The organism is Catenulispora sp. MAP12-49, assembly GCF_041262705.1.
Lineage (GTDB): Bacteria > Actinomycetota > Actinomycetes > Streptomycetales > Catenulisporaceae > Catenulispora.
The window spans coordinates 18,382-40,751 of the sequence record NZ_JBGCCP010000022.1 but is presented as its reverse complement, the minus strand read 5'-3'; the positions used below and the strand labels follow the sequence as shown (position 1 = coordinate 40,751).

17 protein-coding genes and 1 pseudogene are annotated in these 22,370 nt (G+C 69.2%); 10 read left to right on the top strand and 8 right to left on the bottom strand.

Annotation, left to right across the window (positions count from 1 at the left end):
* Positions 1 to 125 precede the first annotated feature (125 nt).
* Both ABIA35_RS32250 and ABIA35_RS32245 read left to right on the top strand, forming a co-directional pair.
* Positions 126 to 827, top strand: coding sequence for a FadR/GntR family transcriptional regulator (locus ABIA35_RS32250; RefSeq protein WP_370360427.1), 702 nt, complete (start codon positions 126 to 128; stop codon positions 825 to 827).
* Positions 828 to 989: 162 nt separating this feature from the next.
* Positions 990 to 1,709: a hypothetical protein gene (locus ABIA35_RS32245; protein ID WP_370360426.1), complete on the top strand. Its 720-nt coding sequence runs from the start codon at positions 990 to 992 to the stop codon at positions 1,707 to 1,709.
* Positions 1,710 to 1,713: 4 nt separating this feature from the next.
* On the opposite strand, the gene ABIA35_RS32240 is transcribed toward ABIA35_RS32245, so the two are convergent.
* Complete coding sequence (locus tag ABIA35_RS32240) at positions 1,714 to 2,178, bottom strand: GNAT family N-acetyltransferase (protein ID WP_370360538.1); 465 nt, start codon at positions 2,176 to 2,178, stop codon at positions 1,714 to 1,716.
* Here ABIA35_RS32240 and ABIA35_RS32235 point away from each other — a divergent pair.
* Positions 2,092 to 2,625, top strand: a complete 534-nt coding sequence (locus ABIA35_RS32235; protein WP_370360543.1) for a hypothetical protein — start codon at positions 2,092 to 2,094, stop codon at positions 2,623 to 2,625. The genes ABIA35_RS32240 and ABIA35_RS32235 overlap by 87 nt on opposite strands.
* On the opposite strand, the gene ABIA35_RS32230 is transcribed toward ABIA35_RS32235, so the two are convergent.
* On the bottom strand, positions 2,618 to 4,261 hold the full coding sequence (locus tag ABIA35_RS32230) for an RICIN domain-containing protein (protein WP_370360425.1): 1,644 nt from the start codon (positions 4,259 to 4,261) through the stop codon (positions 2,618 to 2,620). The two genes, ABIA35_RS32235 and ABIA35_RS32230, sit on opposite strands and share 8 nt — an antisense overlap.
* Positions 4,262 to 4,591: 330 nt before the next feature.
* On the opposite strand from ABIA35_RS32230, the gene ABIA35_RS32225 reads away from it, so the two are divergent.
* Positions 4,592 to 5,968, top strand: a complete 1,377-nt coding sequence (locus tag ABIA35_RS32225; RefSeq protein WP_370360424.1) for a cellulose binding domain-containing protein — start codon at positions 4,592 to 4,594, stop codon at positions 5,966 to 5,968.
* 14 nt (positions 5,969 to 5,982) lie between these two features.
* The gene (locus tag ABIA35_RS32220; protein WP_370360423.1) at positions 5,983 to 8,388 is read left to right on the top strand and encodes a ricin-type beta-trefoil lectin domain protein; all 2,406 of its coding nucleotides are present in this window, start codon (positions 5,983 to 5,985) and stop codon (positions 8,386 to 8,388) included.
* Positions 8,389 to 8,522: 134 nt separating this feature from the next.
* Here the strand turns inward: ABIA35_RS32220 and ABIA35_RS32215 are convergent, their stop codons facing one another.
* Entirely contained in the window at positions 8,523 to 8,921 is a 399-nt protein-coding gene (locus tag ABIA35_RS32215) for an SDR family NAD(P)-dependent oxidoreductase (RefSeq protein WP_370360422.1), read from the bottom strand.
* Between ABIA35_RS32215 and ABIA35_RS32210 the strand changes: the two are divergent.
* Positions 8,812 to 9,324, top strand: a pseudogene (locus ABIA35_RS32210) (AraC family transcriptional regulator N-terminal domain-containing protein); the annotation flags it as partial. The gene ABIA35_RS32215 and the pseudogene ABIA35_RS32210 overlap by 110 nt on opposite strands.
* Before the next feature lie 245 nt (positions 9,325 to 9,569).
* On the opposite strand, the gene ABIA35_RS32205 reads toward ABIA35_RS32210, so the two are convergent.
* Complete coding sequence (locus ABIA35_RS32205) at positions 9,570 to 11,300, bottom strand: L-aspartate oxidase (protein ID WP_370360421.1); 1,731 nt, start codon at positions 11,298 to 11,300, stop codon at positions 9,570 to 9,572.
* A gap of 160 nt (positions 11,301 to 11,460) precedes the next feature.
* Between ABIA35_RS32205 and ABIA35_RS32200 the strand changes: the two genes are divergently transcribed.
* The 3 genes from ABIA35_RS32200 to ABIA35_RS32190 all read left to right on the top strand — a co-directional run bounded on the left by ABIA35_RS32200 (position 11,461) and on the right by ABIA35_RS32190 (position 14,174).
* The gene (locus tag ABIA35_RS32200; RefSeq protein WP_370360420.1) at positions 11,461 to 12,381 is read left to right on the top strand and encodes an RNA polymerase sigma-70 factor; all 921 of its coding nucleotides are present in this window, start codon (positions 11,461 to 11,463) and stop codon (positions 12,379 to 12,381) included.
* A 70-nt stretch (positions 12,382 to 12,451) separates the two neighbouring features.
* A complete protein-coding gene (locus ABIA35_RS32195) occupies positions 12,452 to 13,810 on the top strand; it encodes an NAD(P)/FAD-dependent oxidoreductase (protein WP_370360419.1) in 1,359 nt (452 codons plus the stop codon).
* An 85-nt stretch (positions 13,811 to 13,895) separates the two neighbouring features.
* The gene (locus tag ABIA35_RS32190; RefSeq protein WP_370360418.1) at positions 13,896 to 14,174 is read left to right on the top strand and encodes a hypothetical protein; all 279 of its coding nucleotides are present in this window, start codon (positions 13,896 to 13,898) and stop codon (positions 14,172 to 14,174) included.
* Positions 14,175 to 14,271: 97 nt separating this feature from the next.
* On the opposite strand, the gene ABIA35_RS32185 is transcribed toward ABIA35_RS32190, so the two are convergent.
* Genes ABIA35_RS32185 through ABIA35_RS32175 form a run of 3 tightly spaced genes read right to left on the bottom strand, consistent with a single transcriptional unit; the run spans position 14,272 to position 16,622 of the window.
* Complete coding sequence (locus ABIA35_RS32185) at positions 14,272 to 15,012, bottom strand: SDR family oxidoreductase (RefSeq protein WP_370360416.1); 741 nt, start codon at positions 15,010 to 15,012, stop codon at positions 14,272 to 14,274.
* A gap of 45 nt (positions 15,013 to 15,057) precedes the next feature.
* Positions 15,058 to 15,816 (bottom strand): SDR family oxidoreductase, encoded by a 759-nt coding sequence (locus tag ABIA35_RS32180; RefSeq protein WP_370360415.1) that lies wholly within the window; start codon positions 15,814 to 15,816, stop codon positions 15,058 to 15,060.
* Between the two features lie 47 nt (positions 15,817 to 15,863).
* Positions 15,864 to 16,622: a sigma-70 family RNA polymerase sigma factor gene (locus tag ABIA35_RS32175; RefSeq protein ID WP_370360414.1), complete on the bottom strand. Its 759-nt coding sequence runs from the start codon at positions 16,620 to 16,622 to the stop codon at positions 15,864 to 15,866.
* A 190-nt stretch (positions 16,623 to 16,812) separates the two neighbouring features.
* Here ABIA35_RS32175 and ABIA35_RS32170 point away from each other — a divergent pair, with 190 nt between their 5' ends.
* Positions 16,813 to 19,578 (top strand): AAA family ATPase, encoded by a 2,766-nt coding sequence (locus tag ABIA35_RS32170; protein WP_370360413.1) that lies wholly within the window; start codon positions 16,813 to 16,815, stop codon positions 19,576 to 19,578.
* A gap of 16 nt (positions 19,579 to 19,594) precedes the next feature.
* Here the strand turns inward: ABIA35_RS32170 and ABIA35_RS32165 are convergent, their stop codons facing one another.
* Positions 19,595 to 22,351 carry an AAA family ATPase gene (locus ABIA35_RS32165; protein ID WP_370360412.1) on the bottom strand — a complete coding sequence of 919 codons (2,757 nt, stop codon included), beginning with the start codon at positions 22,349 to 22,351 and terminating at the stop codon, positions 19,595 to 19,597.
* Positions 22,352 to 22,370: the final 19 nt, after the last annotated feature.

The window sequence follows — 22,370 nt, the reverse complement described above, 5'->3', positions numbered from 1 at the left end:
CGCGTCGCTGTGCCGTCCCGGGCGGCTCGCTTCTCAAGGGCGGTCCGCCTTCCGCCGCCGATGAAAGTTTCATCCGGTCAGCCCTTGATCGGAAGACATGGGATGTCGCTGTTACGCTGCCGCCCATGTCCCTGTCCGACAAGGCGATCGCCCGCATCCGTGAGCTCATCCACTCCGGCCACCTGCCGCCCGGCTCCCGGCTCCCGCCCGAGCAGCAACTCGCCTCGGAGCTGGGCCTGTCCCGGAACCTGACCCGCGAGGCGGTCAAGGCCCTGGTGGTGGCCCGGGTGCTGGAGATCCGGCGAGGTGATGGGACGTATGTGACCAGCCTGGAGCCGGCGGTCCTGCTCGAAGGGCTCGGCGCGGCGGTCGAACTGCTGCAGGGCGACACCCAGCTGGAACTGGCCGAGGTGCGCCGGCTGTTCGAACCGGTCGCCACCGGTGTGGCCGCCGCCCGGATCACCCCCGCCGAACTCGGCGAGGTGGAGCGCCATCTGGCGGCGATGTGTGCGGCCAAGGACGACGTGGAGCTGCTCAACGAGCACGACGCCGCGTTCCACCGTGCCGTGTTCGCCGCGACCGGCAACCGGACCCTGGCCTCCCTGCTGGAAGGCATATCCAGCCGCACCGTCCGCGCCCGTATCTGGCGCGGACTGGTCGACGACGCCGTCGCCGACCGCACCATCGCCGAACACCAGGCCATCTATGACGCGCTCGCCGCGGCCGACCCGGCGTTGGCCCAGGCCGCAGCACTCCTTCACATCAGCGCCACGGAGAAATGGTTCCGCGAGCATCTGGCCGGTTTCGAGGACGAAGCGGCAGGCTAGTCGAAGCGCTTCGAGCGGTTTCGCGAAAACGGGATGTCTGTTCGATGACGAATTCTTTACCCCTCCACGGTTCGTGAGTGTATTGACTCAGTGATGTAGCAGGCTGATTATTCGAAGCGCTTCGACTTTCGTTCGCACCACTTCCGGACCGGAGGCTTCGCCATGGCAAAACTCCTCCCCCTGTTCAAGCGCCGCAGCGTGCTCGTCCTGACCGCGGTCCCCGCCGCCGCGGCGACCGTCGCGCTGGCGGCCGGGCCGGCGCAGGCGGCCGTCTGGTCCTCGTCGGACCAGTGGGCGTCGTGGAGCAACAACGGCTACACCCTCTACAACGACGTGTGGGGCAGCGGTGCCGGGCCGCAGACGATCTGGGCCAACTCCGCGAGCAACTGGGGCGTGTGGTCGAACCAGCCGAACACCGGCGGCATCAAGTCCTATCCCAACGTCAGCAAGTGGGTCGGCACGCCGATCAACTCGCTGAACTCCGTGACGTCCGGCTACTCGGTCTCGGTGCCGTCCTCCGGGGCCTTCGAGAGCGCGTACGACATCTGGGACTCCTCGAACGCCGACGAGATCATGGTGTGGCTGAACAAGACCGGCGCGATCGGCCCGATCGGCTCCTACGTCACCAACGTCTCGGTAGGTGGGTACGACTTCAACGTCTACAAGGGCTGGAACGGCTCCAACAACGTCTACTCGTTCCTCAACACCGGCTACGCCACCTCCGGAACGGTCGACATCCTCGCCGTGCTGAAGTGGCTGGAGAACTCCGAGCACTGGATCGGCGACGTCACCCTGGGGAACGTCCAGTTCGGCTGGGAGATCACCTCCTCCAGCGGCGGCATGAACTTCCAGGTGAACAACTATTGGGTGTCCGCCTACTGATGGATCAGAGCCGTCTCGTGGTGAACAGGGTGGTCCCATGCACCGGGTCCACTTCTTTCCGCTCGGTCTCGGTGAACCCGAGCTTGGCCAGCACGCGGCGAGAAGCGGTGTTCCAGTCCCAGACCGTGGCCCACAGCCGTTCGTAGCCAGACGTTCTCGCCCATTCCAGCACCGCCAACGAGGCCTCGGTCGCGTATCCCTGACACCAGACCCGTCGTAGCAGTTCGAATGCCAGTTCCGGTTCCCCTGCCGCTCCACGCCCGCTGTCGGCCAGCCCGCAGTAACCGATGACGTCACCAGAGCCCTTCCGCTCGACCGCCAGCAACCCGATCGACCGAATCTGGTTGGTGCGGATTGCATCCTCGAGCTCCGCGATTGTGGGATGTCCGCCCGCGTCAATGCGGCGGTGCGGCGGCACCCGTGGATCACGTTCGGTCCACAGCTCACGCTGGACGACAGCCTCGGCCACCCGCCAAGGTCTGAGCAGCAGGCGGCTCGTCTCGAGGACAACTTCGCCGCTCGGAGTCGCGCCAACTGTCATGACAGCAACCATCTCACGGGCGAACGCGCTGCCGTGCCGCGGGACGCGCGGCCGGTCCTACGGATCGTCGAGCGCAGCGAACTCAACCGCACCATGCCGGTACTCTTCCGTGGCCGCTTCTGGGGGCCGGCCCTGCTGATCACCCACAGCGCCGAAAAAGGTGCCCTGCCGATCCTGCGGGCAGCCACGGACCCTGACGCGCATGGCGGCCAGTACTACGGCCCGGACGGCTGGAACGAGTTCAAAGGCCACCCGAAAGTACTGGCCTCTACCGACTTGTCCCATGACACCGAGACCCAGCACCGCCTTTGGCAGGAATCGGAACGCCTGACCGGCATCGTGTACTCCTTCGCACCCCCCACCAAGCTCAGCTGAGCGTCCACTGCTGGTTCGTCTGGCCGTTGCACGTCCACAGCTCCACCGGTGTCCCGTCGGCGGTGGCCGCTCCCGTGACGTCCAGGCAGAGCCCGGACTGCACGCCGGTGATGGTGCCGTTGGAGTTGACCGTCCATTGCTGGTTGGTCTGGCCGTTGCAGGACCAGATGATGACCTTGGTGCCGTTGGTGGTGCCCTTGTTGTCGGCGTCCAGGCACAGCTGGCCGCTTCCGGTGTAGACCGTCAGCTGGTTGGAGCCGCTGTGGGTGAAGGTCTCGTTCGCGCCGCCGGAGCAGTCGCTGATGTCCAGCTGGGTGCCGCCGGTGGTGGAACTGTTCGGCACGTCCAGGCACTTGCCGGCGCCGACGGCGTGCACCTCGCCGGGGCTCGATCCGCCGCCTCCGCCGCTGGTGCCGCCGGCGACCCGGACCATGACCGTTCCGTGCCCGGGGACCGCGGCGCTGATCGTGTTCGTGGTCGTCGACGTCGCGCCGCTCCACAGGTCGGTCAGGGTGTAGCTGCTCGCGCCGGTCTTGCCGATCGCCGCGGCCGTGGTGGAGATGGTGGCGGTGGTGCTGTTCTCGTTGAACAGCGCGACCGAGACGTCGCCGTTGGCCAGCGGCTTGGCCAGCACGTCCAGGCCGCCGGAGGAGGAGACCTCAGTGCCCTGCTTGCCGAGTGAGTCCTGGTCGACGGCGATCACCCGCGAGTTGGTGAGGGTGGCCAGGGTCGTGGAGCTGGCGTTGGCGACGTTGGTCCCGGAGATCAGGGGAGCGGCCATCTCCGCCCACAGACTGAACTCGCTGCGGTCCTCGGTGGCGGACATGCCGTTGCCGATCTCCAGCATGTCCGGGTCGTTCCAGGCGCCGGGGCCGGCGGAGGAGGCCAGGCCGACGTTGCTGTGGAAGATGGACAGCATGCTGCCGAAACTGGCGTTGATGTCGCCGGTGGTGCGCCAGGAGTTCCCGACGCCGGCACCCCAGGTCCACGGGTTCTGGAAGCCCCAGTCGCACAGGCTGAAAAGAATCGGCCGGCCGGTCGCGGCCAGCGCGTCGCGCATCGTGGTGTAGCGGCTCTGGGCGCTGGGGCCGCCGTTGCTGGTCTGGTTGACGCCGTCGGAGTAGCAGTTGTCGTACTTCAGGTAGTCCACGCCCCAGGAGGCGAACGAGTTCGCGTCGGTGGTCTCGTGGCCCAGGCTCCCCGGGTAGCCGGCGCAGGTCATGGTGCCGGCGTCCTCGTAGATGCCCAGCTTCAGACCGAGGGAGTGGACATAGGCGGCGGTGCCGGAGATCCCGTCGGGGAACTTGGCGGGGTCCGGGACGAGGTGCCCGGAGGAGTCCCGGTTGTGGGTGAGCCAGCAGTCGTCGATGTTGACGTACTGGTAGCCGGCGGCCTGCATGCCGTCGTTGTGCATGGCCAGAGCCGTGGACTTGATCAGCGACTCGGACACGTTGCAGCCGTAGGCGTTCCAGTCGTTGAACCCCATCTGCGGCGTCAACGCCAGTGAATTGTTCAGTGCGTGGGCGGGCTGCGCGGCCCCGAGGGCGAGAAGTGGCGCGGCGGTCAGCGATACGGCGACGGCCACGGTCGCGCGCCACGTCCGCCGCAGGCGTGTTCGCAGATTGTTTCGAGCCATGGGGCGCCTCCGGAAGCGGGCGATGAATGTTAGCGCTAACAATCTGTGCGCCGACGTAGACGGTGCATCGTTCAGTGCGCTGTGTCAAGGTGCGACGAAGGGAGTGTGGCCTGGAAACGTCGGGTTTCCTGAAAGTTTCGGCTCCACCACACGACCGGCCGGACCGGGCGTCTGTCGCCCTGACATGTGCTGACCTGCACGGTCCGACGCGACGCCTTCCCGGGCACCTGCGAACCGGTTCGACGATCGCTTGCGATCCGGCTCCGGCCTTGGCAGCTTCACCGGCGAGGCGTGTGTACGTCGGCGGATGTTCGAAAGGATGGCAACCGGGTGTCTCGTCTTCTCAGGCTGCGTGCCCTCGCGGCCGCTCTCGCGATCGCCTTCACGGCGGCGCTCTCGGCGGCCGCCATGCCGGCCGCGCAGGCCGCCACGACCACGTGCTCCGGGACCGGCACGATCCCGGCCGGCGACTACATGATCCAGGCCAACGAGTGGAACTCGACCGCGCAGCAGTGCATCACCTACAACGGTGGGACCGGTTGGACGGTGAGCACCGCGAACTTCAACCTCAGCGGCGGCGCGCCGGCCACCTACCCCTCGATCTACAAGGGCTGCCACTGGGGTTTGTGCACCAGCAACAACAGCTTCCCGATCCAGATGAGCAAGCTGGGCAGTGCCACCACCTCCTGGAGCACCACGCAGCCCTCGTCGGGTGCCTATGACGTCTCCTACGACATCTGGTTCAACTCCACGCCCACCACCACCGGCCAGCCGGACGGCACCGAGGTGATGATCTGGCTCAACAGCCGCGGCGGGGTGCAGCCGTTCGGCTCGCAGACCGGGACGTCGAACGCCGCCGGCCTGAACTGGAACGTGTGGACCGGGCAGCAGACCTCGTGGAAGATCATCTCCTACGTCCTGAATCCCGGTGCGACCTCCGTGTCCAACCTCGATCTCAAGGCGCTGTTCCAGGACGCGGTGTCCCGCGGCTCCATCAACCCCTCGAACTACCTGCTCGACGTCGAGGCCGGCTTCGAGATCTGGCAGGGCGGCCAGGGGCTGGGCACCAACAGCTTCTCGGTGACGGCGACCACCGCCGGATCCGGCGGTGACACCACGCCGCCCTCCGTGCCGGCGAACCTCGCGGTCACCGGGACGACGTCCTCGGCAGCCTCGCTGTCCTGGTCGCCGTCCACGGACAACGTCGGCGTGGCCGGATACCGGGTGTACCGCAACGGCGTCCAGGTCGGAACGACCGCCGGGACCACGTTCACCGACACCGGACTGTCCGCCTCGACGCAGTACACGTACACCGTCGCCGCCTACGACGCGGCCGGCAACGTCTCGGCCCCGTCCTCCGGCGTGACCGCGACGACGGCATCGAGCGGGGGAGGAGGAGGCAGCGGATGTACGGCGGCGTACTCAGTGACCAACCAGTGGAGCACCGGGTTCACGGCCAACGTGACCGTGACGAACAGCGGGACGGCGCCCACCAACGGCTGGAAGGTGGCCTGGACCTGGGGCGGAAACCAGCAGATCACCAGTGTCTGGAACGGTGTGCTGGCTGGCAGCGGGCAATCGAGTGTGGCGGTCACGAACGCGGCCTACAACGGCTCGATCGCCGCGGGAGGGAACACCTCGTTCGGCTTCCAGGCCGGCTACTCGGGTACTAACGGGTCTCCGACGCTGACCTGCACCGCGAGCTGAGAGAGGCGACGACCGTGTCAAGACTCATCGGAATCCTCAAGCGCCTGCGCGGGTCCACGGCGGCGCTCGCCGGCCTCGCGCTGGCCGCGAGCGGCGTGGTCGCCGTCGTGGCCGCGCCGGCCCACGCGGCCACGTCGATCACCATCAACGGCGCGTCCGGCGGCCGCACCTTCGACGGCGTCGGGGCGATCAGCGGCGGAGGCGGCAACAGCAGACTGCTGATCGACTATCCGGAGCCCGAGCGCAGCCAGATCCTGGACTACATGTTCAAGCCGGACTACGGCGCCGCGGCCCAGATGCTCAAGATCGAGATCGGCGGGGACACGAACTCCACCTCCGGCGCCGAGCCCAGCATCGAGCACAGCCGCGGCGTGGTGAACTGCGACGTCGGCTACGAGTTCTGGCTCGCCGAGCAGGCCAAGGCCCGCAATCCGAACGTCAAGCTCTACGGGCTGGCCTGGGGTGCGCCCGGCTGGATCGGCAATGGGAACTTCTGGTCCACCGACATGGTGAACTACCTGGTCTCCTGGCTCGGCTGCGCGAAGTCGCACGGTCTGAGCATCGACTACCTCGGCGGCTGGAACGAGCGCAATTACAACGTCTCCTGGTACGAACAGCTGCGCAGCGCGCTCAACGCCAACGGATACAGCGGCGTCGAGATCGTCGGGGCGGACTCGGACTGGTCGGTGGCCAACGACGTCGACTCCGATTCTTCCTTCGCCTCCGCGGTCGGCGTCATCGGAGCGCACTACCCGTGCGGGTATCGCTCATCGCAGGCCACCTGTACGGTGCCGTCGGCGGCGAGCTCGTCCGGCAAACAACTGTGGGCCAGCGAGAACGGTTCGGACGACTACAACGCCGGCGCGCAGGCGATGGCGCGCGGCATCAACCGCGGCTACATCGACGGACGGATGACCGCGTACCTCAACTGGCCGATCGTCGCCGCGATCACACCGAACCTGCCGTATCCCACGATGGGCGTGGCGTCCGCCCCGCAGCCGTGGTCCGGCTACTACTCGGTCGGCAAGAACGCCTGGGTGATGGCGCAGACCACGCAGTTCACCGCACCGGGCTGGAAGTATCTGGACTCCTCCAGCGGCTACATCGGCGGCAACCGCGACAACGGCAGCTATGTGTCGCTGAAGGCGCCGAACAACAGCGACTACTCCACCATCATCGAGACGATGGACGCCGGAAGCGCGCAGACTCTGAACTTCACCGTCAACGGAGGCCTGTCCACCGGCCAGGTGCATGTGTGGGCGACCAACGTGAACTCGAACAACTCTGCTGACTACTTCGTGCACAGCACGGACATCACGCCGTCCGGCGGGAGCTTCAGCCTGACGGTGCAGCCCGGGTATGTCTACTCCCTGACAACGACGACGGGCCAGGGCAAGGGCACGGCTGCGGGCCCTGCACAGGGGGCCATGAGCCTGCCGTACAGCGATACTTTCGACAGTGACGCCACCGGCAGCGAAGCGAAGTACCTGATGGACTGGCAGGGCTCGTTCGAAGTCGCGGCTTGTGGCGGTGGCCGCAGCGGCCAGTGCGTGCGGCAGGTGAGCCCGCAGACGCCGATCACTTGGGACACGCTGTCGGACCCGCATGCCCTGCTGGGTGAGGTGAGCTGGAGCAACTACACCGTCAGCTCGGATGTACTGCTGGAGAAGTCCGGCTATGCGGGGCTGATGGGCCGTGCCAACACCCAGTCTTACACCGGAGCCGGTGGCCTGAACGCGTACCACCTGCGCGTCAGTGACACCGGCGCGTGGTCGATCCTGAGCTCGAACACCGGCGGCACCGTCAGCACCCTGGCAAGCGGCACCGTCGCGGCACTGGGCACCGGCCGCTGGCACACCCTGTCCCTGACCTTCGCCGGCAGCACCATCACCGCATCGATCGACGGCACCCAAGTCGGCACCACGAACAACACCACCTGGGGCGCCGGCCAGATCGGCTACGCCACCAGCCAAGGCGAGACCGCGCAGTTCGACAACCTGTCGATCACACCTGGCAGCGGCGGTGGTGGCGGCAGCAGCGGCGAGATCATCGGCACCGCCTCCGGCAGGTGCGTCGACGTCCCCAACGCCTCGCAGACGCAGGGCACGCAGGTGGAACTCTGGGACTGCAACGGCGGCACGAACCAGCAGTGGACCGCCACCTCCGCGGGCGAGCTACGGGTCTACGGCAGCGACTGCCTCGACGCCTCCGGCCAGGGGACCAGCACGGGCACCAAGGTGGACATCTGGCCCTGCACCGGCGGCGCCAACCAGAAGTGGACGCTCAACGCGGACGGCACGATCACCGGCGCCCAGTCCGGCCTGTGCCTGGACGCCACCGGGGCCGGCACCGCCAACGGCACGTTGCTGGAAGTATGGACGTGCAACGGCGGCAGCAATCAGAAGTGGACGCACAGCTGATCGGCTGATCAGCTGACCGGCTGATCTCGACACATTGACACACATTGACATGGAAGGCAGGCCGCGCCGCCGTTCTCACGGAACCGGCGCGGTCTGCTCCTGTGCCGTGTGGGTGGGTGCCGGTCCGGCTTCGTTCAGACCTGCTCGGTCGGGCGTACGAGCAGCTCGGCGACGGCCACGTGCCGGGGCCGCGTGACGATGTAGCCGACGGTGTCGGCGACGTCCTGGCTCTGCAGCCGCTCGATCTCGCCGAAGGTCGCGGCGAGCTGCCGCTGGACCGCGTCGGAGTTGTGCGTGCGCAGCTCGGTGTCGACGCTGCCGGGCTCGACCACGGAAACCCTGACGTGCTGGCGGGCCAACTCCTGACGCAGCGCCTCACTGAACGCGCCGACGCCGAACTTGGTGGCGCAGTACACCGCGGACATGGCGAAGGCGCCGCGGCCGGCCAGCGAGCCGACGTTGACCACGTCGGCAACCCGGCGCGGTCCCTGCGCGGCCGCCTTGAGCAGGTGTGGAACAGCCGGCCATTTCATCGACGCCACCCCGCGGCGCCCGGCCCTCGGACTCTGCCTGCTGCTGCACTCCTCGGACGTCGCCGATCTACTCATGCGGGCCGCGTCCCACCCCTTCGCGCAGACCGAGCCCGTCCCACCACCCGCCGTCGCCTTCAGCGACGCCTCCGACACCCTCCTGGACGCCGCGATCCGACTGGTCCGCCTCCTCGACCAGCCGCGCGACAGGGAGGTGCTCGCCCCACTGGTCAAACGCGAGATCCTGTGGCGCCTGATCACCAGCGAGCACGGTGCGACCGTCCGCCGCATAGGCCTCACCGACACCAGACTCGCCCCGATCGCCAAAGCCCTGCGATGGATCCGGGAGAACTACAAGGACCCGTTCCAGGTGGAGGACCTCGCAGCACTGGTCGGAATGAGCGCCTCCGCCTTCCACAGGAACTTCCAGGCCGTGGCCGGAACCACCCCCATCCAGTTCCAGAAGAAGATCAGACTCCAAGAAGAAGACTCCTGCTGGCGGCCAACCCGCAGGACATCGCAAACATCGGATACCTCGTGGGATACGACAGCCCGTCTCAGTTCAGCCGGGAATACCACCGTCACTTCGGCGCACCGCCCAGCCGAGACACATTTCCCCGCCGATGACGACCACACGAGCGACCACTGTGCTCACTCAACGAGTTTCCCCTCGGTGGACACGTCGCGCATGAGCGCGGCGATCTCGTCCGGGACGGGGGCGATCTCCTCATGCTCGACCTGTCCGGGGCCGGACCAGACGAGGTTCACGCGAAGTGACGGGTCCGGGTGCGGGTAGTCGGACCGGTTGTGGCAGCCGCGGGTCTCGCGGCGCTCGAGGGCCGATTCGAGGGTGGCGCGGGCGGCCAGGGCCGCGGACTTGAGGTCGAAGGCGTGGGCGAGGTCCTGGCAGCCGGCGATGTCGGGGTGGACGCCGACGTCCTTCATGCGGGTCTGGAGTTCGTCGAGTTCCGCCAGGCCCCCGCGCAGGCCTTCCTCGTCGCGGACGACGCCGGCGTGTTCGGTCATCGTGTTGCGCAGGGTGCGTTGCAGGGCTCGGACGTTCTCCGGGCCGTCAGCCGCGAGCAGGTCGTCGATCTCGGCGCGGGCCTGTGCCGTCGCCTCCGCCGACCGCTGTTGCGCGTGCAGGTTCCGCGAGTAGCCTGCCGCGGCTTCGCCGACGATGCGGCCGTAGACCAGCAGCTCGATCAGGGAGTTGCCGCCGAGGCGGTTCGCGCCGTGCAGGCCGCTGGCGGCTTCGCCGAGGGCGTACAGGCCTTCGACGCCGGTGCCGTGGTCTTCGGGGCGGACCCAGATGCCGCCCATCGAGTAGTGCGCGGTGGGTGCGATCTCGATCGGCTCGCGGGTGATGTCGAGCATCTGGAGTTCGAGCAATGTCTGGTAGACGCGGGGCAGCCGTTGCATGATCGTCTCCCGGGGCAGATGGGAGACGTCGAGCCACACGCCGCCGGCCGGGGTTCCGCGCCCCTCTTTGATCTCGGTGTAGGCCGCCAGGGCCACCCGGTCGCGGGTGGACAGTTCCATCCGCTCGGGGTCGTAGCGCTTCATGAACCGCTCGCCGAGCGCGTTGCGCAGCACTCCGCCTTCGCCGCGCGCGGCTTCGGAGACGAGCGTGCCGGCGGCGTTCTCCGGGGCGATGAGCCCTGACGGGTGGAACTGCACGAGCTCCGCGTCGCGGATCCGGCCGCCGGCCAGCAGAGCGAGCCGGAAGGAGTCACCGGTGTTCTCGTCCCGGCGTGATGAGGTTCTGCGCCAGATGCGGGTGTGTCCGCCCGCGGCGAGGACGACGGCGTCGGCGTGGATCACATACCGCGTGCCGTCCTCCAGGTCGAAGCCGTAGGCGCCGAACACGACGTTGTCCCGTACCAGGATCCGGGTGATGTAGACCGTGTCCAGGATCGGGATGTCGAGCTGCGCCGCGCGGTGGATCAGCGCACGCTGGATCTCCAGCCCGGTGTAGTCGCCGGCGAAGGCGGTGCGCCGATAGGTGTGGGCGCCGAAGAACCGTTGGGAGATGCGGCCGTCGGCCTCGCGCGCGAAGGGCATGCCGTAGCGTTCGAGGTCTGAGATGCCGCGGGCGGCGTTCTCGGTGACGATCCGCACCGTCTCCGGATCCCCCAGCAGGTAGCCCTCCTTCAGGGTGTCCGCGGCGTGCTGCTGCCACGAGTCCTCGGGGTCCATGGTCGACAGCGCGGCGTTGATGCCGCCGGCGGCGAGGCTGGTGTGCGCGTCGTTCTTCGGCCGCTTGCCCACCGCCAGCACGTCGATGCCGCGCTCCGCCAGCTCGATGGCAGTGCGCAGGCCCGCGCCGCCGGTGCCGATGACGAGAACGGATGTCGCGATCTGCTGCTCGTTGCTTTTCATGCCTACTCCTGCTGCCCCCGGCTGGTCCGGAACGTCGATCACCAGCTGAGACCGGACAGCGCCCGTTGTTGTGACAAGGGCCCTCCGAAGTTGGTGCGGACGGCGGCCTAGGCTCAGGATGAAAGAAGGTGCACGCAGTGACGCGATCAGACAGAGGCCGATGGTGACCGATTCGCACGTGGACGTCGAGGTGGCCGCCGCCGACGATGACAACACAAGTCTTGAGCAGGCCGTGACCGTGTTCGAGAGTGTGCGGCCGCGTCTGTTCGGGATCGCGTACCGCATGCTCGGCAGCGCCGCCGAGGCCGAGGACCTGGTGCAGGAGGTGTGGCTGCGCTGGCAGACGTGCGATCGGGGCAAGGTGGCCAATCCGGCGGCGTTCCTGGCCACGGCGATGACCCGGCTGGCGATCAACGAGCTGCAGTCGGCGCGGGTGCGGCGGGAGACGTACGTCGGACCGTGGCTGCCGGAGCCGGTCGACACCAGCGCCGATCCGTATCTCGGTGCCGAGCGGGGCGAGGCGCTGGAGTTCGCGGCGCTGGTGCTGATGGAGAAGCTGACGCCGAACGAGCGGGCCGCGTACATCCTGCGGGAGGCGTTCGGCTACTCGTACGCGGAGATCGCGAACATCGTGCAGTCGACCGAGCCCGCGGTGCGTCAGCTGGTGAGCCGGGCGCGCAAGCACGTGACCGGCGAGCGCCGCACCCCGGTTCCCGCGGAGGCACAGCGGGAGTTGCTGACCAAGTTCCTCGCCGCCGCGCGCACCGGCGAGATGGGCGCGCTGGAGAAGCTCTTCGCCGCCGATGTGACCAGCCTGTCCGACGGCAACGGCCGGCATCAGATCGCGCGCCGGGCGGTGGTGGGTGCGTCGTGGGTGGCGAAGTTCCTGGCTGCGATGTCGTGGTTCTGGGAGGGCGTCGAGACGGAGTTCGCGACCATGAACGGGCAGCCCTGCGTCGTCTTGATGGCCGGCGGGTCCGTGTACGGCCTGCTCGCCATCGAGGCCTCGGCGGACGGCATCGACCAGCTGTTCTGGATGCTCAATCCGGAGAAGAACGCGCAGGTTCCCGCCCCGGCCTGACCCGCCGTCGTCACGAATCGGGCTGCTGCCCGGTCATAGCTGGCGACTCCGAGAGAACGGCGGGACCGGCGTGCGTACGATTCTGGTGGTTGGCGGCGGCTACGCGGGCTTCTACACGGCCTGGAGGCTGGAGAAGAAGCTTCGGCGGGACGAGGCGCGGATCGTCGTGGTCGATCCCCGGCCGTACATGACCTACCAGCCGTTCCTCCCCGAGGTGCTGGCCGGGTCGGTCGAGGCGCGCCATGCCGCGGTGTCGCTGCGTCGGCATCTGCGCCGCAGTACGGTCATCGCGGGTTCGGTCGTCGCGATCGACCATGCCCGGCGCACGGTGACGGTCCGGCCTGCCGAGGGCCCCGAGTTCGCGATGGGGTACGACGTCATCGCCGTGACGGCCGGCGCGGTGACCCGCAAGCTCGCCGTCCCCGGCGTGGCCGAACAGGCGATCGGGCTGAAGCACGTCGAGGAGGCGGTCGCGATACGGGACCGGTTGCTGACCGCCTTCGACCGGGCCTCGACGCTCCCTGGCGGGCCGCGGCGCCGCAAGCTGCTCACCGTCACCTTCGTCGGCGGCGGCTTCTCCGGGGTCGAGGGCTTCGCCGAGTTGCTGTCGCTGGCGAACGCGCTGCTCCGGTCCTATCCGGAGCTGGACCCCGCCGAGCTGAGCTTCCACCTCGTCGAGGCCGGACACCGGATCCTTCCCGAGGTGTCCGACCGGCCCGGGCAGTGGGTGGTGCGCTCGTTGGAGAAGCGTGGAGCGCGGGTGCACCTGGGCGCCACGCTGGTCTCCGCGCTCGACGGGCATGTGGTCCTGTCCACCGGTGAGGCGTTCGACTCCGAACTGATCGTGTGGACTGTCGGCAATGCCGCGAATCCCATGGTCCGCGGTTACACCGATCTGCCCGTCGACGCGCGCGGGATGCTGGTTGTGCGGTCCGACCTGCGGGTCGGCACCGAGAACGAGCCGGTCCCGGACGCCTGGGGCGCGGGCGACGACGCGGCCGTCCCGGACCTCGCCGCGCATCGGCCCGGAGCCACGACGGTGCCCAACGCCCAGCACGCCGTGCGCCAGGGGAAGCTGCTGGCCAAGAACATCACCGCCGACCTGCGCGGACGCACAGTGCGGCCCTACGTGCACCACAGCCTCGGCGTGGTCGCCACCCTCGGCCTGGGACGCGGGATCTTCCAGTACCGTGGCATCGTCATCAAGGGCTTCCCGGCGTGGCTGATGCACCGCGGGTATCACGTCCTGGCGGTACCGAGTTGGGAGCGGAAGGTGCGCGTGTTCGCGATCTGGCTCACCGCCGCGGTGTTCGGCCGCGACTTCGTCTCGCTGGCATCAGTGCAGGACCCGCGCCGGGCGTTCGTCACCGGCGGCGAGCCGTCCGAGCCGTCGCCAGAGCCGCCGGGTCACTATGCGCGATCCGCATGACGATCTCGTACACGGTTTCGCAGAAGCCTGCCGGAACCGGGACACTGTCGCGCTTCGCGACACGCTGGACGCCGATGTCATAGCCGTGACCGACAGCGGAGGGCTGCTGCCGGCCGTACCGGGATTGGTCCACGGCGCGCGGGACGTCGCGCGACTCGCCGCGGTGCTGTTGTGCGAGTCGGGCGGCACAGGGCTGACAGAGCTGACAGAGCTGAGCGTCGAGGCTGTCAACGGTCGGCCGGGGCTGGCACTGCGCCGTACCGGTCGGGCCGTCGCGGTGGTGGGTATCGACGGGAGCGGCACCGGAATCACCGCGCTGTGGATCGTGCTCGACCCGGACAAGCTATGCGGCTGGCACCGCTGACGCCGATGACCGGGCCCGCGCGAGTCGTGTCGCGCGGGCTCGGTCTTGTCCGGTCAGCGGTCTGTTGAAAGCCCGTCAGAAGCCCGTCAGAAGCCTGTCAGCGTGCGAGCCAGTCCTGATAGGCGGTCTTCGCGATGACCGCGTAGTCTGCGTCCTTGGCGATCAGGGCGTTGCCCGACGCGGCGGCGAACAGGCCGGCGGTGTCGTCGACGACGACCGGACGCGGATCGTCGTTCGCGGCCAGGGTGATCCTGCCGAGTTCGGCGAACGTGAAGACGTCCGGGCCGGCGATGTTGCGGGTGCCCATCAGCGGGCTGCCCACGCTGACCTCGGCCACCGCCTGAGCCACATCGGCGGCGGCCATCGGCTGGATGAGCGTGGCGGGCAGACGGACGCCGGTCTCGTCCGAGGTCCAGGACATCGCCGCGTCCATGAACTCGAAGAACTGCGTGGCCCGGACGATCGAGTACGGCACGGGGCCCACCTTGAGCATGGCCTCCTGCAGCACCTTGGCACGGTAGTAGGCCAGATCCGGCACCAGTTCGGCGCCCAGGATCGACAGGACGACCGCGTGCCCGACACCGGCCATCTCGGCAGCCGCGAGCAGGTTGTCCATGGACTCCTCGAAGAATGTCGGCGAGTCCTCGTCGAAGGTGGGCGAGTTCGTCAGGTTGACCACGACGTCGGCCCCGGCCAACGCATCGGGCAGGCCCCGCCCGGTCACCAGGTTCACACCGGAGGACTGCGAATGCGGGACAGCCTCGTGCCCGTCGTCGTTCAGGATCTTCACGACCTGCGACCCGATGAGGCCGGTGCCGCCGATGACTGCGATCTTCATTGCGTTGATCTCCTGGTTTCGGTTCGTCTGCGGGGGCTGGGCCGGCTACTTCGCCGGGGGCGGGTTCAGCGGAAGCCACTCCTCCAGGCGCGTCGCACCCAGCTGCGCGTCCGGGCCGGGCAGCAGCGTGTCCTTCTCCAACAGGACGCCCCAGTAGCGCGCCTCCGGGTGGGTCACGATCGTGCGCGGGTCGCCGCGGAAGGCCAGAGCCGTGCGGACGAACTCGTCCACCCCGAACCGCTCGGGGCCGCCGATCTCGACGGTGCCGTTCACCGGGGTGCCGACCGCGACCCGGGCGACGCCGTCGGCCACGTCCTGGGAGGCCATGGGCTGGATGAGGGCGTCGGACACGTGCACCTCGTCCCCGTGCGTGGCCTCGTCGGCGATGCCGCCGACGAACTCGAAGAACTGCGTGGCGTGCACGATCGAGTACGGCCGGCCGGAGTCCTTGATGAGCTTCTCCTGCACCTCCTTCGCCCGGAAGTACCCGCTGTCGGTCAGCCGGTCGGTGCCGACCACGGACAGCGCCACGTGGTGGCCCACCCCGGCCTTCTCCTCCGCGGCGAGGATGTTGGTGGTGGAGGTGCGGAAGAAGTCCATCACCGGGTCGTCTGCGAAGGAGGGGGAGTTGGAGACGTCCACGACCACGTCGGCGCCGGCCAGCGCCGCGTCCAGGCCTTCGCCGGTGAGGGTGTCGACCCCGGTGTTCGGCGCCGCGGGGACGGCCTCGTGGCCGTGTTCGCGCAGGTTCGCCACGAGCTTCGACCCGATGAGGCCGGTGCCGCCGATGACCACGATCTTCATGATGGAGCCTTTCCGTCGGTGCCCCGGTGGGTCCGGGGCGTCGGTCATCAACTGAGACCGGACAACCCCGCGATCTGTGACAAGGATCCGGGGGAGGACGGCGCAGGCCGCGCTCTGCTTGAGGCATGCGGGTGACGGCAGGCTGAAACGGGATGGCTCACTGTGCGTTCGTAGTGAGCGATGACGTCTTCGATCAGGACGCGCTCGAGGTCGGCCACGGCACCGTCCTGCGCGGCGGCGAGGAAGGCTTTCAGCAGGCGACTGGAGTCCACCGCCGGCGCCAGCGCCGGGTCGCGCCCCCGTTCGGCGAGTCGGACACGGGCCCTGCGAGCCAGTTGCCGCGCGTTGGCGTTGCTGATCGCGAGAACTTCCGCGATCTCGCCGAATCGGTAGCCGAACGCTTCCCGGAGTACGAAGACGGCACGTTCGATCGGCGAGAGCCGCTGGACCAGAAGCCGGACGGCGATCTCGACTTCGTCCAAGCGTTCGGCCCTCAGCGTCGGGTCTTCGTGGGTGGGAACCCATTCCGTCATCGGGCGGCCGACCGTGATCTCCCGACGGAATCGGGCTGAGGTGGCGACGTTGAGAGCGGCGTTCGTCGTCGTCTTGACCAGGAATGCGACGCGATCATTCACCCGCGCCCGGTCCGTTCCCTGCCAGCGCACCCAGACGTCCTGGACGATGTCCTCGGCGTCGGGCACCCGACCCAGCATTCGATACGCGATCCGGAAAAGGCGGGGCCGGACGTTCTGGAAGTCCTCTATCCCCTCGGCCGATCCGCGGACGTTGACGTCTGACGTGTACATCGCGATCTTCCTGTTCTCTGTGGACCTGGACCTGGACTTGGACCTGGACCAACGCCAGTGACACGACAACGTTCGCTCCGCCCGGGGCGGGTTCGCGCCAGTCGAAACCCCGGGCAAACCCACACCGTGGGATCATTGACGTGACCCGCGCCCACCGGCGTCGGGCCCGGACGCTCGCACGGTGGTGAGGATGTCCATCAGCGATCCTCGGCGCAGCCTGCGGGGCAGGCGTGACGAGTGCGCGGCGCTGGATCGGTTGCCGGCCGAGGTGAAGGCGGGCCGAAGCCAAGTGCTCGTCCTGCGCGGCGAGGCCGGAATCGGTAAGTCCGTGCTGGTGGAACACCTGGTCGATAGCGCGGCGGGCTGCCGGATCGCGCGGGCTGCCGGCGTCGAATCCCAGATGGAGCTGGCGTTCGCCGGGTTGCACCAGTTGTGTGCGCCGATGATGGAGCATGCCGACCGGCTTCCGGTCGCACAGCGCGCGGCGTTGGCGGTCGCGTTCGGGGTGAGCCCGGGGAGTACGCCGGACCGCTTCATGGTCGGGTTGGCGGTGCTCAGCCTGATGGCGGAGGTGGCCGAGCACGAGCCGCTCGTCTGCGTCGTGGACGACGCCCAGTGGCTTGACCAGGTGTCCGCGCAGGCGCTGGCCTTCGTCGCCCGTCGGCTGCTCGCCGAACGGGTGGCATTGGTGTTCGCGGTGCGTGCGCAGGCGCTTGGTCCGGGGGAGGATCCGTTGGCCGGGCTGCGGGAGATGACCATCGGGGGTCTGCGCGACGACGACGCGCGGGCGCTCCTGAATTCCGTGGTCCCCGGAAGAGTCGACGAGCGCGTCCGCGAGCGCATCATCGCCGAGGCGCGCGGCAATCCGCTGGCCCTGCTGGAGCTGCCTCGAGGGCTGACCGCGGTGGAGCTGGCCGGTGGCTTCGGGCGTCCGGACGCGCGCCTGCTGGCGAGCCAGATCGAGCAAAGCTTCCAGCGCCGGGTCGTGTCGCTTTCGGACGCGACACGACGGCTGCTCCTGACGGCGGCCGCCGAGCCCGTAGGAGATGTGGCGTTGCTGAGAAGGGCGGCCGAACTGCTTGCCGGCGGAGCGGACACCGGGCAGGCGGAAGCGGAAGCGGAGGCGGCAGGGCTGATCGAGTTCGGCACGCGGGTGCGGTTCCGTCATCCGTTGGTGCGATCAGCGGTTTATCGCGCGGCGGACCCCATCGAACGCCGGGAGGTGCACCGTGCGCTCGCCGAGGCGACTGATCCCGGATCCGACGCGGAACGCAGAGCCTGGCATCGCGCCCACGCCGCTGCCGGACCCGACGAGGCCGTGGCCGGGGAACTGGACCGCTGCGCCGACCAAGCCCAAGCTCGCGGGGGTGTCGCGGCGGCGGCCGCGTTTCTGAGGCAGGCGACGGAACTGACGCCGGATCCCGCCGGACGCGCGGCCAGAGCGGTGGCTGCGGCCCGGGCCACCTTCGAAGCCGGAGACCCCGATACGGCGCTGGAGCTCGTGGCCGCCGCGCAGATGGGCCCGTTGGACGAGCTCCAGCACGGCTTGCTGGCTCGGCTCCGTGGCCGGATCGCCTACGCGCGCAGACGAGGAGGCGAGGCCATGCCGTTGTTGCTCGACGCGGCGGACCGGTTGGTCGGTGTCGACGACGGACAAGCGCGTGAGGCGTACCTCGAAGCGATCGGTTCAGCGGTTTCCGCCGGCCGGCTGGGCGAAGCCGGTGCGCTTCAGAAGGTGGCCGTGGCGGCCCGCTCCGCTCCACCGGGACCACAGCCGCCGCGCCTGGTGGACTCCCTTCTCGACGGTCTGGCGACCTCGTTCGCCGAGGGCTATGTCCAGGGTGCGCCGTTGGTGAAGCAAGCTCTGTCGGGGATCCGGCAAGAGGCCGCGAACAGCGAGGACATCATGCGCTGGTTCTGGCCGGCCTGGCTGGCGGCAGCGGATATGTGGGATGACGAGACGTGGCACGAGCTGACCGCCCAAGCGGTGCGCGGTGCACGCCAGGCCGGCGCGCTCAACTTCCTTCCGCTGGCCCTCACCTGCCGCGCGGTCGTGCACGTCTACAGCGGCGAGTTCGAGGAGGCCGCGGCGTTGGCCGAGGAATCCGCTTCGATCTTGAGGGTCACCGGGAATTCGCATCTCGGCTACGCCGGACTGCTGCTGAAGGCCTGGCGCGGTGACGCCGCGACACCGACGGCGGCCGCGGCCGGCGCCCAGTGGGCGAGCAGCTGGAACGAGGGGCGCGCGATCGCCGGGCGTCACTACGTGAACGCGGTGCTGTACAACGGCACCGGCCAATACCAGGACGCACTGTCCAGCGCGCGACAGGCGTGCGAGCACGACGATCCGGGCCTGTTCGGATTCGCCCTCGGCGAACTGGTCGAGGCGGGCACCCGCGCCGATGCCGTCGATCCGGCCGCGGCCGCCCTGGGCCAACTGGAGGAACGAGCGATCGCCAGCGGCACGGGTTGGGCGCTCGGCGTGTCGGCCCGGTCAAGAGCCCTGCTCAGTGCCGGCCCAGATGCCGAACGGCTGTACCGCGAGTCCATCGAGCAGCTGGCACGCAGCCGCGTCGCCGTCCATCTCGCGCGCAGCCACCTGGTGTACGGCGAATGGCTTCGCCGCGAGAACCGGCGACGTGACGCGCGCGAGCAGCTGCGCACCGCATACGAGATGCTGAACCGTTTCGGCGCGGACGCATTCGCCGAGCGCGCTCGTCGCGAGCTGCTGGCCACCGGCGAGTCGGTGCGCAAGCGTACGGAGGAGGCGCGCGACGCTCTCACCGCGCAGGAAACCCAGATCGCCCGCCTTGCCGGCGAGGGGAGGACGAACCCTGAGATCGGAGCCGAGTTGTTCATCAGCCCCCGGACCGTCGAATGGCACCTGCGCAAGATTTTCACCAAGCTCGGCATCGACTCGCGCAGGAAACTCCGGGCTGTGCTCGTCGATCGCTGAAGGGCCGACCTCGGCCTCATTCGCTTAGAGCGGTGCGGATCTGTCTGCGGGATGTGACGCCCAGCTTCGCGAAGATGGTGGTCAGATGCCATTCGACGGTCCGCGGGCTGAGGAACAGCCGCGCACCGATCTCCGGGTTGGTCAGCCCGTCACGGACAAGGCGGGCAATCTGTGCCTCCTGAGGAGTGAGCTGCGCGGGCGTCTCGACGATCCGCCTGCGAACCGTCGCCCCGGTCGCCTCGTATTCACGGCGCGCACGCTCGGCGAGCGCCTCGGCCCCGATCCGGATCAGCAGATCGTGGGCGCGGCTCAGCTGTTCGCGCGCCTCATCGCGGCGATCGGCGCGGCGCAGCCACTCTCCTCGGAGCAGTCGCAATCGGGCAGCCTCCATCGCTACGCCAGCCCGTTCAAGCCGCTCGACCGCCTCCCGGTACAGCTCGTCCGCCTCGGGCCCATCGCTCACCTGGGCGGCCACTCCCGCCGCGGTGCCCAGTGCCCAGTCGGTGCCGCTCGCCCGCGCCATCGCGCAGATCCTGTCCGCCGCCGCGGCCGCTTCCGCCGGCCTGCCGGTCCGTACCGCGGCCTCGACCAGCTCGACCGTCGACCCGATGGACAGCCCCAGCTCCTGCGGGTACTGCGAACCTCGACGGGCGGCGGTGTACGCCTCTTCGTAACGTCCCAGGCTGTTGTGGAGCACCGCCGCCGCCCACCCGGTCGCGGTCAGCACCTTTCCCTCCCCGCGCAGGAGCATGTCCTGGGTGATGACGTCGATCACCCGGTGCGTCTCGGCCTCGGCGCCGCGCCACGGTTCGAGCACCATCGCGCCGTAGTGGGCGAAGAAGCCGCTACCGGTGGCCTCACCGATCGCCGTGGCCTCGGCCACCAGCGAGGACGCCTCAGTGAGATCCCCGGCGTAGACCCGGTTCGACAGCCGCAACAGGAGAGCCGACGGCAGAACGGACAGGGCACCGGTACCACGTGCCAGCTCGACCAGCCTGGCCGAGAGAACGGACCAGGTGTCGAACTCCCAGGCGTCGTGCGCCATGCGGCAGGCGAGAGGGAGCCAGCCCAGCCCGTCGTCCCGGGTGAGGTCCACACCCCTTAAAGCAGCGAGTGCCTCCCGCAGCAGCGGAACACCCGCCTCGTACCCCTCGGTGGTCACTCGTGCCAGACCTTCCAGGAGCAGACCCGTTCGTGTCGCGTCCGGGCTGGGCGCCATGGTGAGCGTGGCCCTGGCGACCTTCTCGATGGCTTCGTCGCCCGGCATCCGACCCGCCGTGAGCGCCGCGTAGATCGCGTCGCGGTAGGTCGCGCGAGCCAGGCCGGCGTCGAGCGGTTCGAGGAGTTTCGCCGCGTCGAGCAGGGCCGGAAGGCCTGCGCTGGCGCTGCGGGAGGCGAACATGACCCGGCCGCGCAACAGGATCGACTGCGCGCGTGCGAGCTCGTCGAGCGGATTGAGGTCGGCGGCGTCCAGCAGCGTGAGCGCCTCGCTGAAGGCGCCGGCCTGATGCTTGGCCTGCGCCGCCGCCAGTGAGCGGGCGCCGCGGCGGGCCGGGTCGGCGGTGAGCTGCGCGGCACGCTCCAGGAAGGCCGCCGCGGCCGCGGCACCGCCACGAGCCCGCGCCCGGTCTGCGGAACGCTCCAGACCAGAGGCGACGGACTCGTCGACTCCGACGGTCGCGCAGGCCAGGTGCCAGGCTCGACGGTCCGGGTCGGACCCGGCGTCGGTCGCCTCCGAAAGCGCCCGGTGCACGGTCTGACGGTCGTGTGGGGGCGCCGCGCGGTAGGCCGCCGACCGGACCAGCGGGTGCCGGAACCGCAGCCACGTGTCCGCGGTGAGCAGCCCAGCGGCCTGCGCCGGGGCCATCGCGTCGTCCGCCGCGATGCCCAGGCTCTGCGCGGCTCGCCGCACCAACGGCACGTCGCCCACCGGCTCGGCGGCCGCGATGAGCAGAAGGCGCTGTGTCGCGGCGGGCAGCGACCGGATCCGGCGGAGAAACCCCTCTTCCATCTGGCTGGCGAGCGGACGGTCGTCGGGACTGCCGAACCCGCCGGCCAGCTCCGCCGCAGTCATCGTCCGCGGCAGCTCCAGGAGCGCGAGGGGGTTGCCGTGCGCCTCGGCCAGGATCCGGCCCCGGATCCGTTCGTCGAGCGGTCCCCGGGCCGCCGAGTCCAGGAGCTCACCGGAGGCATGGCCGTTCAGGCCCGCCACCTCCAGCCGCGGCAGCGACATCAACCCGCGGTCGGCACCGGTATCGCGCATCGCGAACACCAGTGCCACCTGCTCGGCGAGCAGGCGGCGCGCGACGAAGACCAGGATCTGTGCCGACACCTCGTCCAGCCACTGGGCGTCGTCGACGAGACAGACGAGCGGCCCTTCGGCGGCCGCCTCGGCGAGCAGGCCCAGCGTCGCCAGCCCGACCAGGAAACGGTCCGGCGGCGGCGCGGCGTTCATGCCGAACACCGTCCCGAGCGCGTCGCGCTGAGGGCCGGGCAGCCGGTCGGCGCGCTCCAGGAACGGCGCGCACAGCTGGTGCAGCCCGCCGAAGGCGATCTCCATCTCGGACTCGACGCCGGTGACCCGGCCGACCTGCCAGCCGGTGGCGTTCCGCAGCGTGTACTCCAGCAGCGCCGTCTTGCCGATGCCGGCCTCACCGTGTACCAGGAGCGCCGCGCTTCGACCGCCCCGGACCCCGGCCAGGACGCCGTCGAGGGCTTCGCACTCGGTACGCCGCCCGACCAGGAGTTCCGGCGCTCGGCTGCTTGTCATCATGTCTCCACCAGGAGACTAC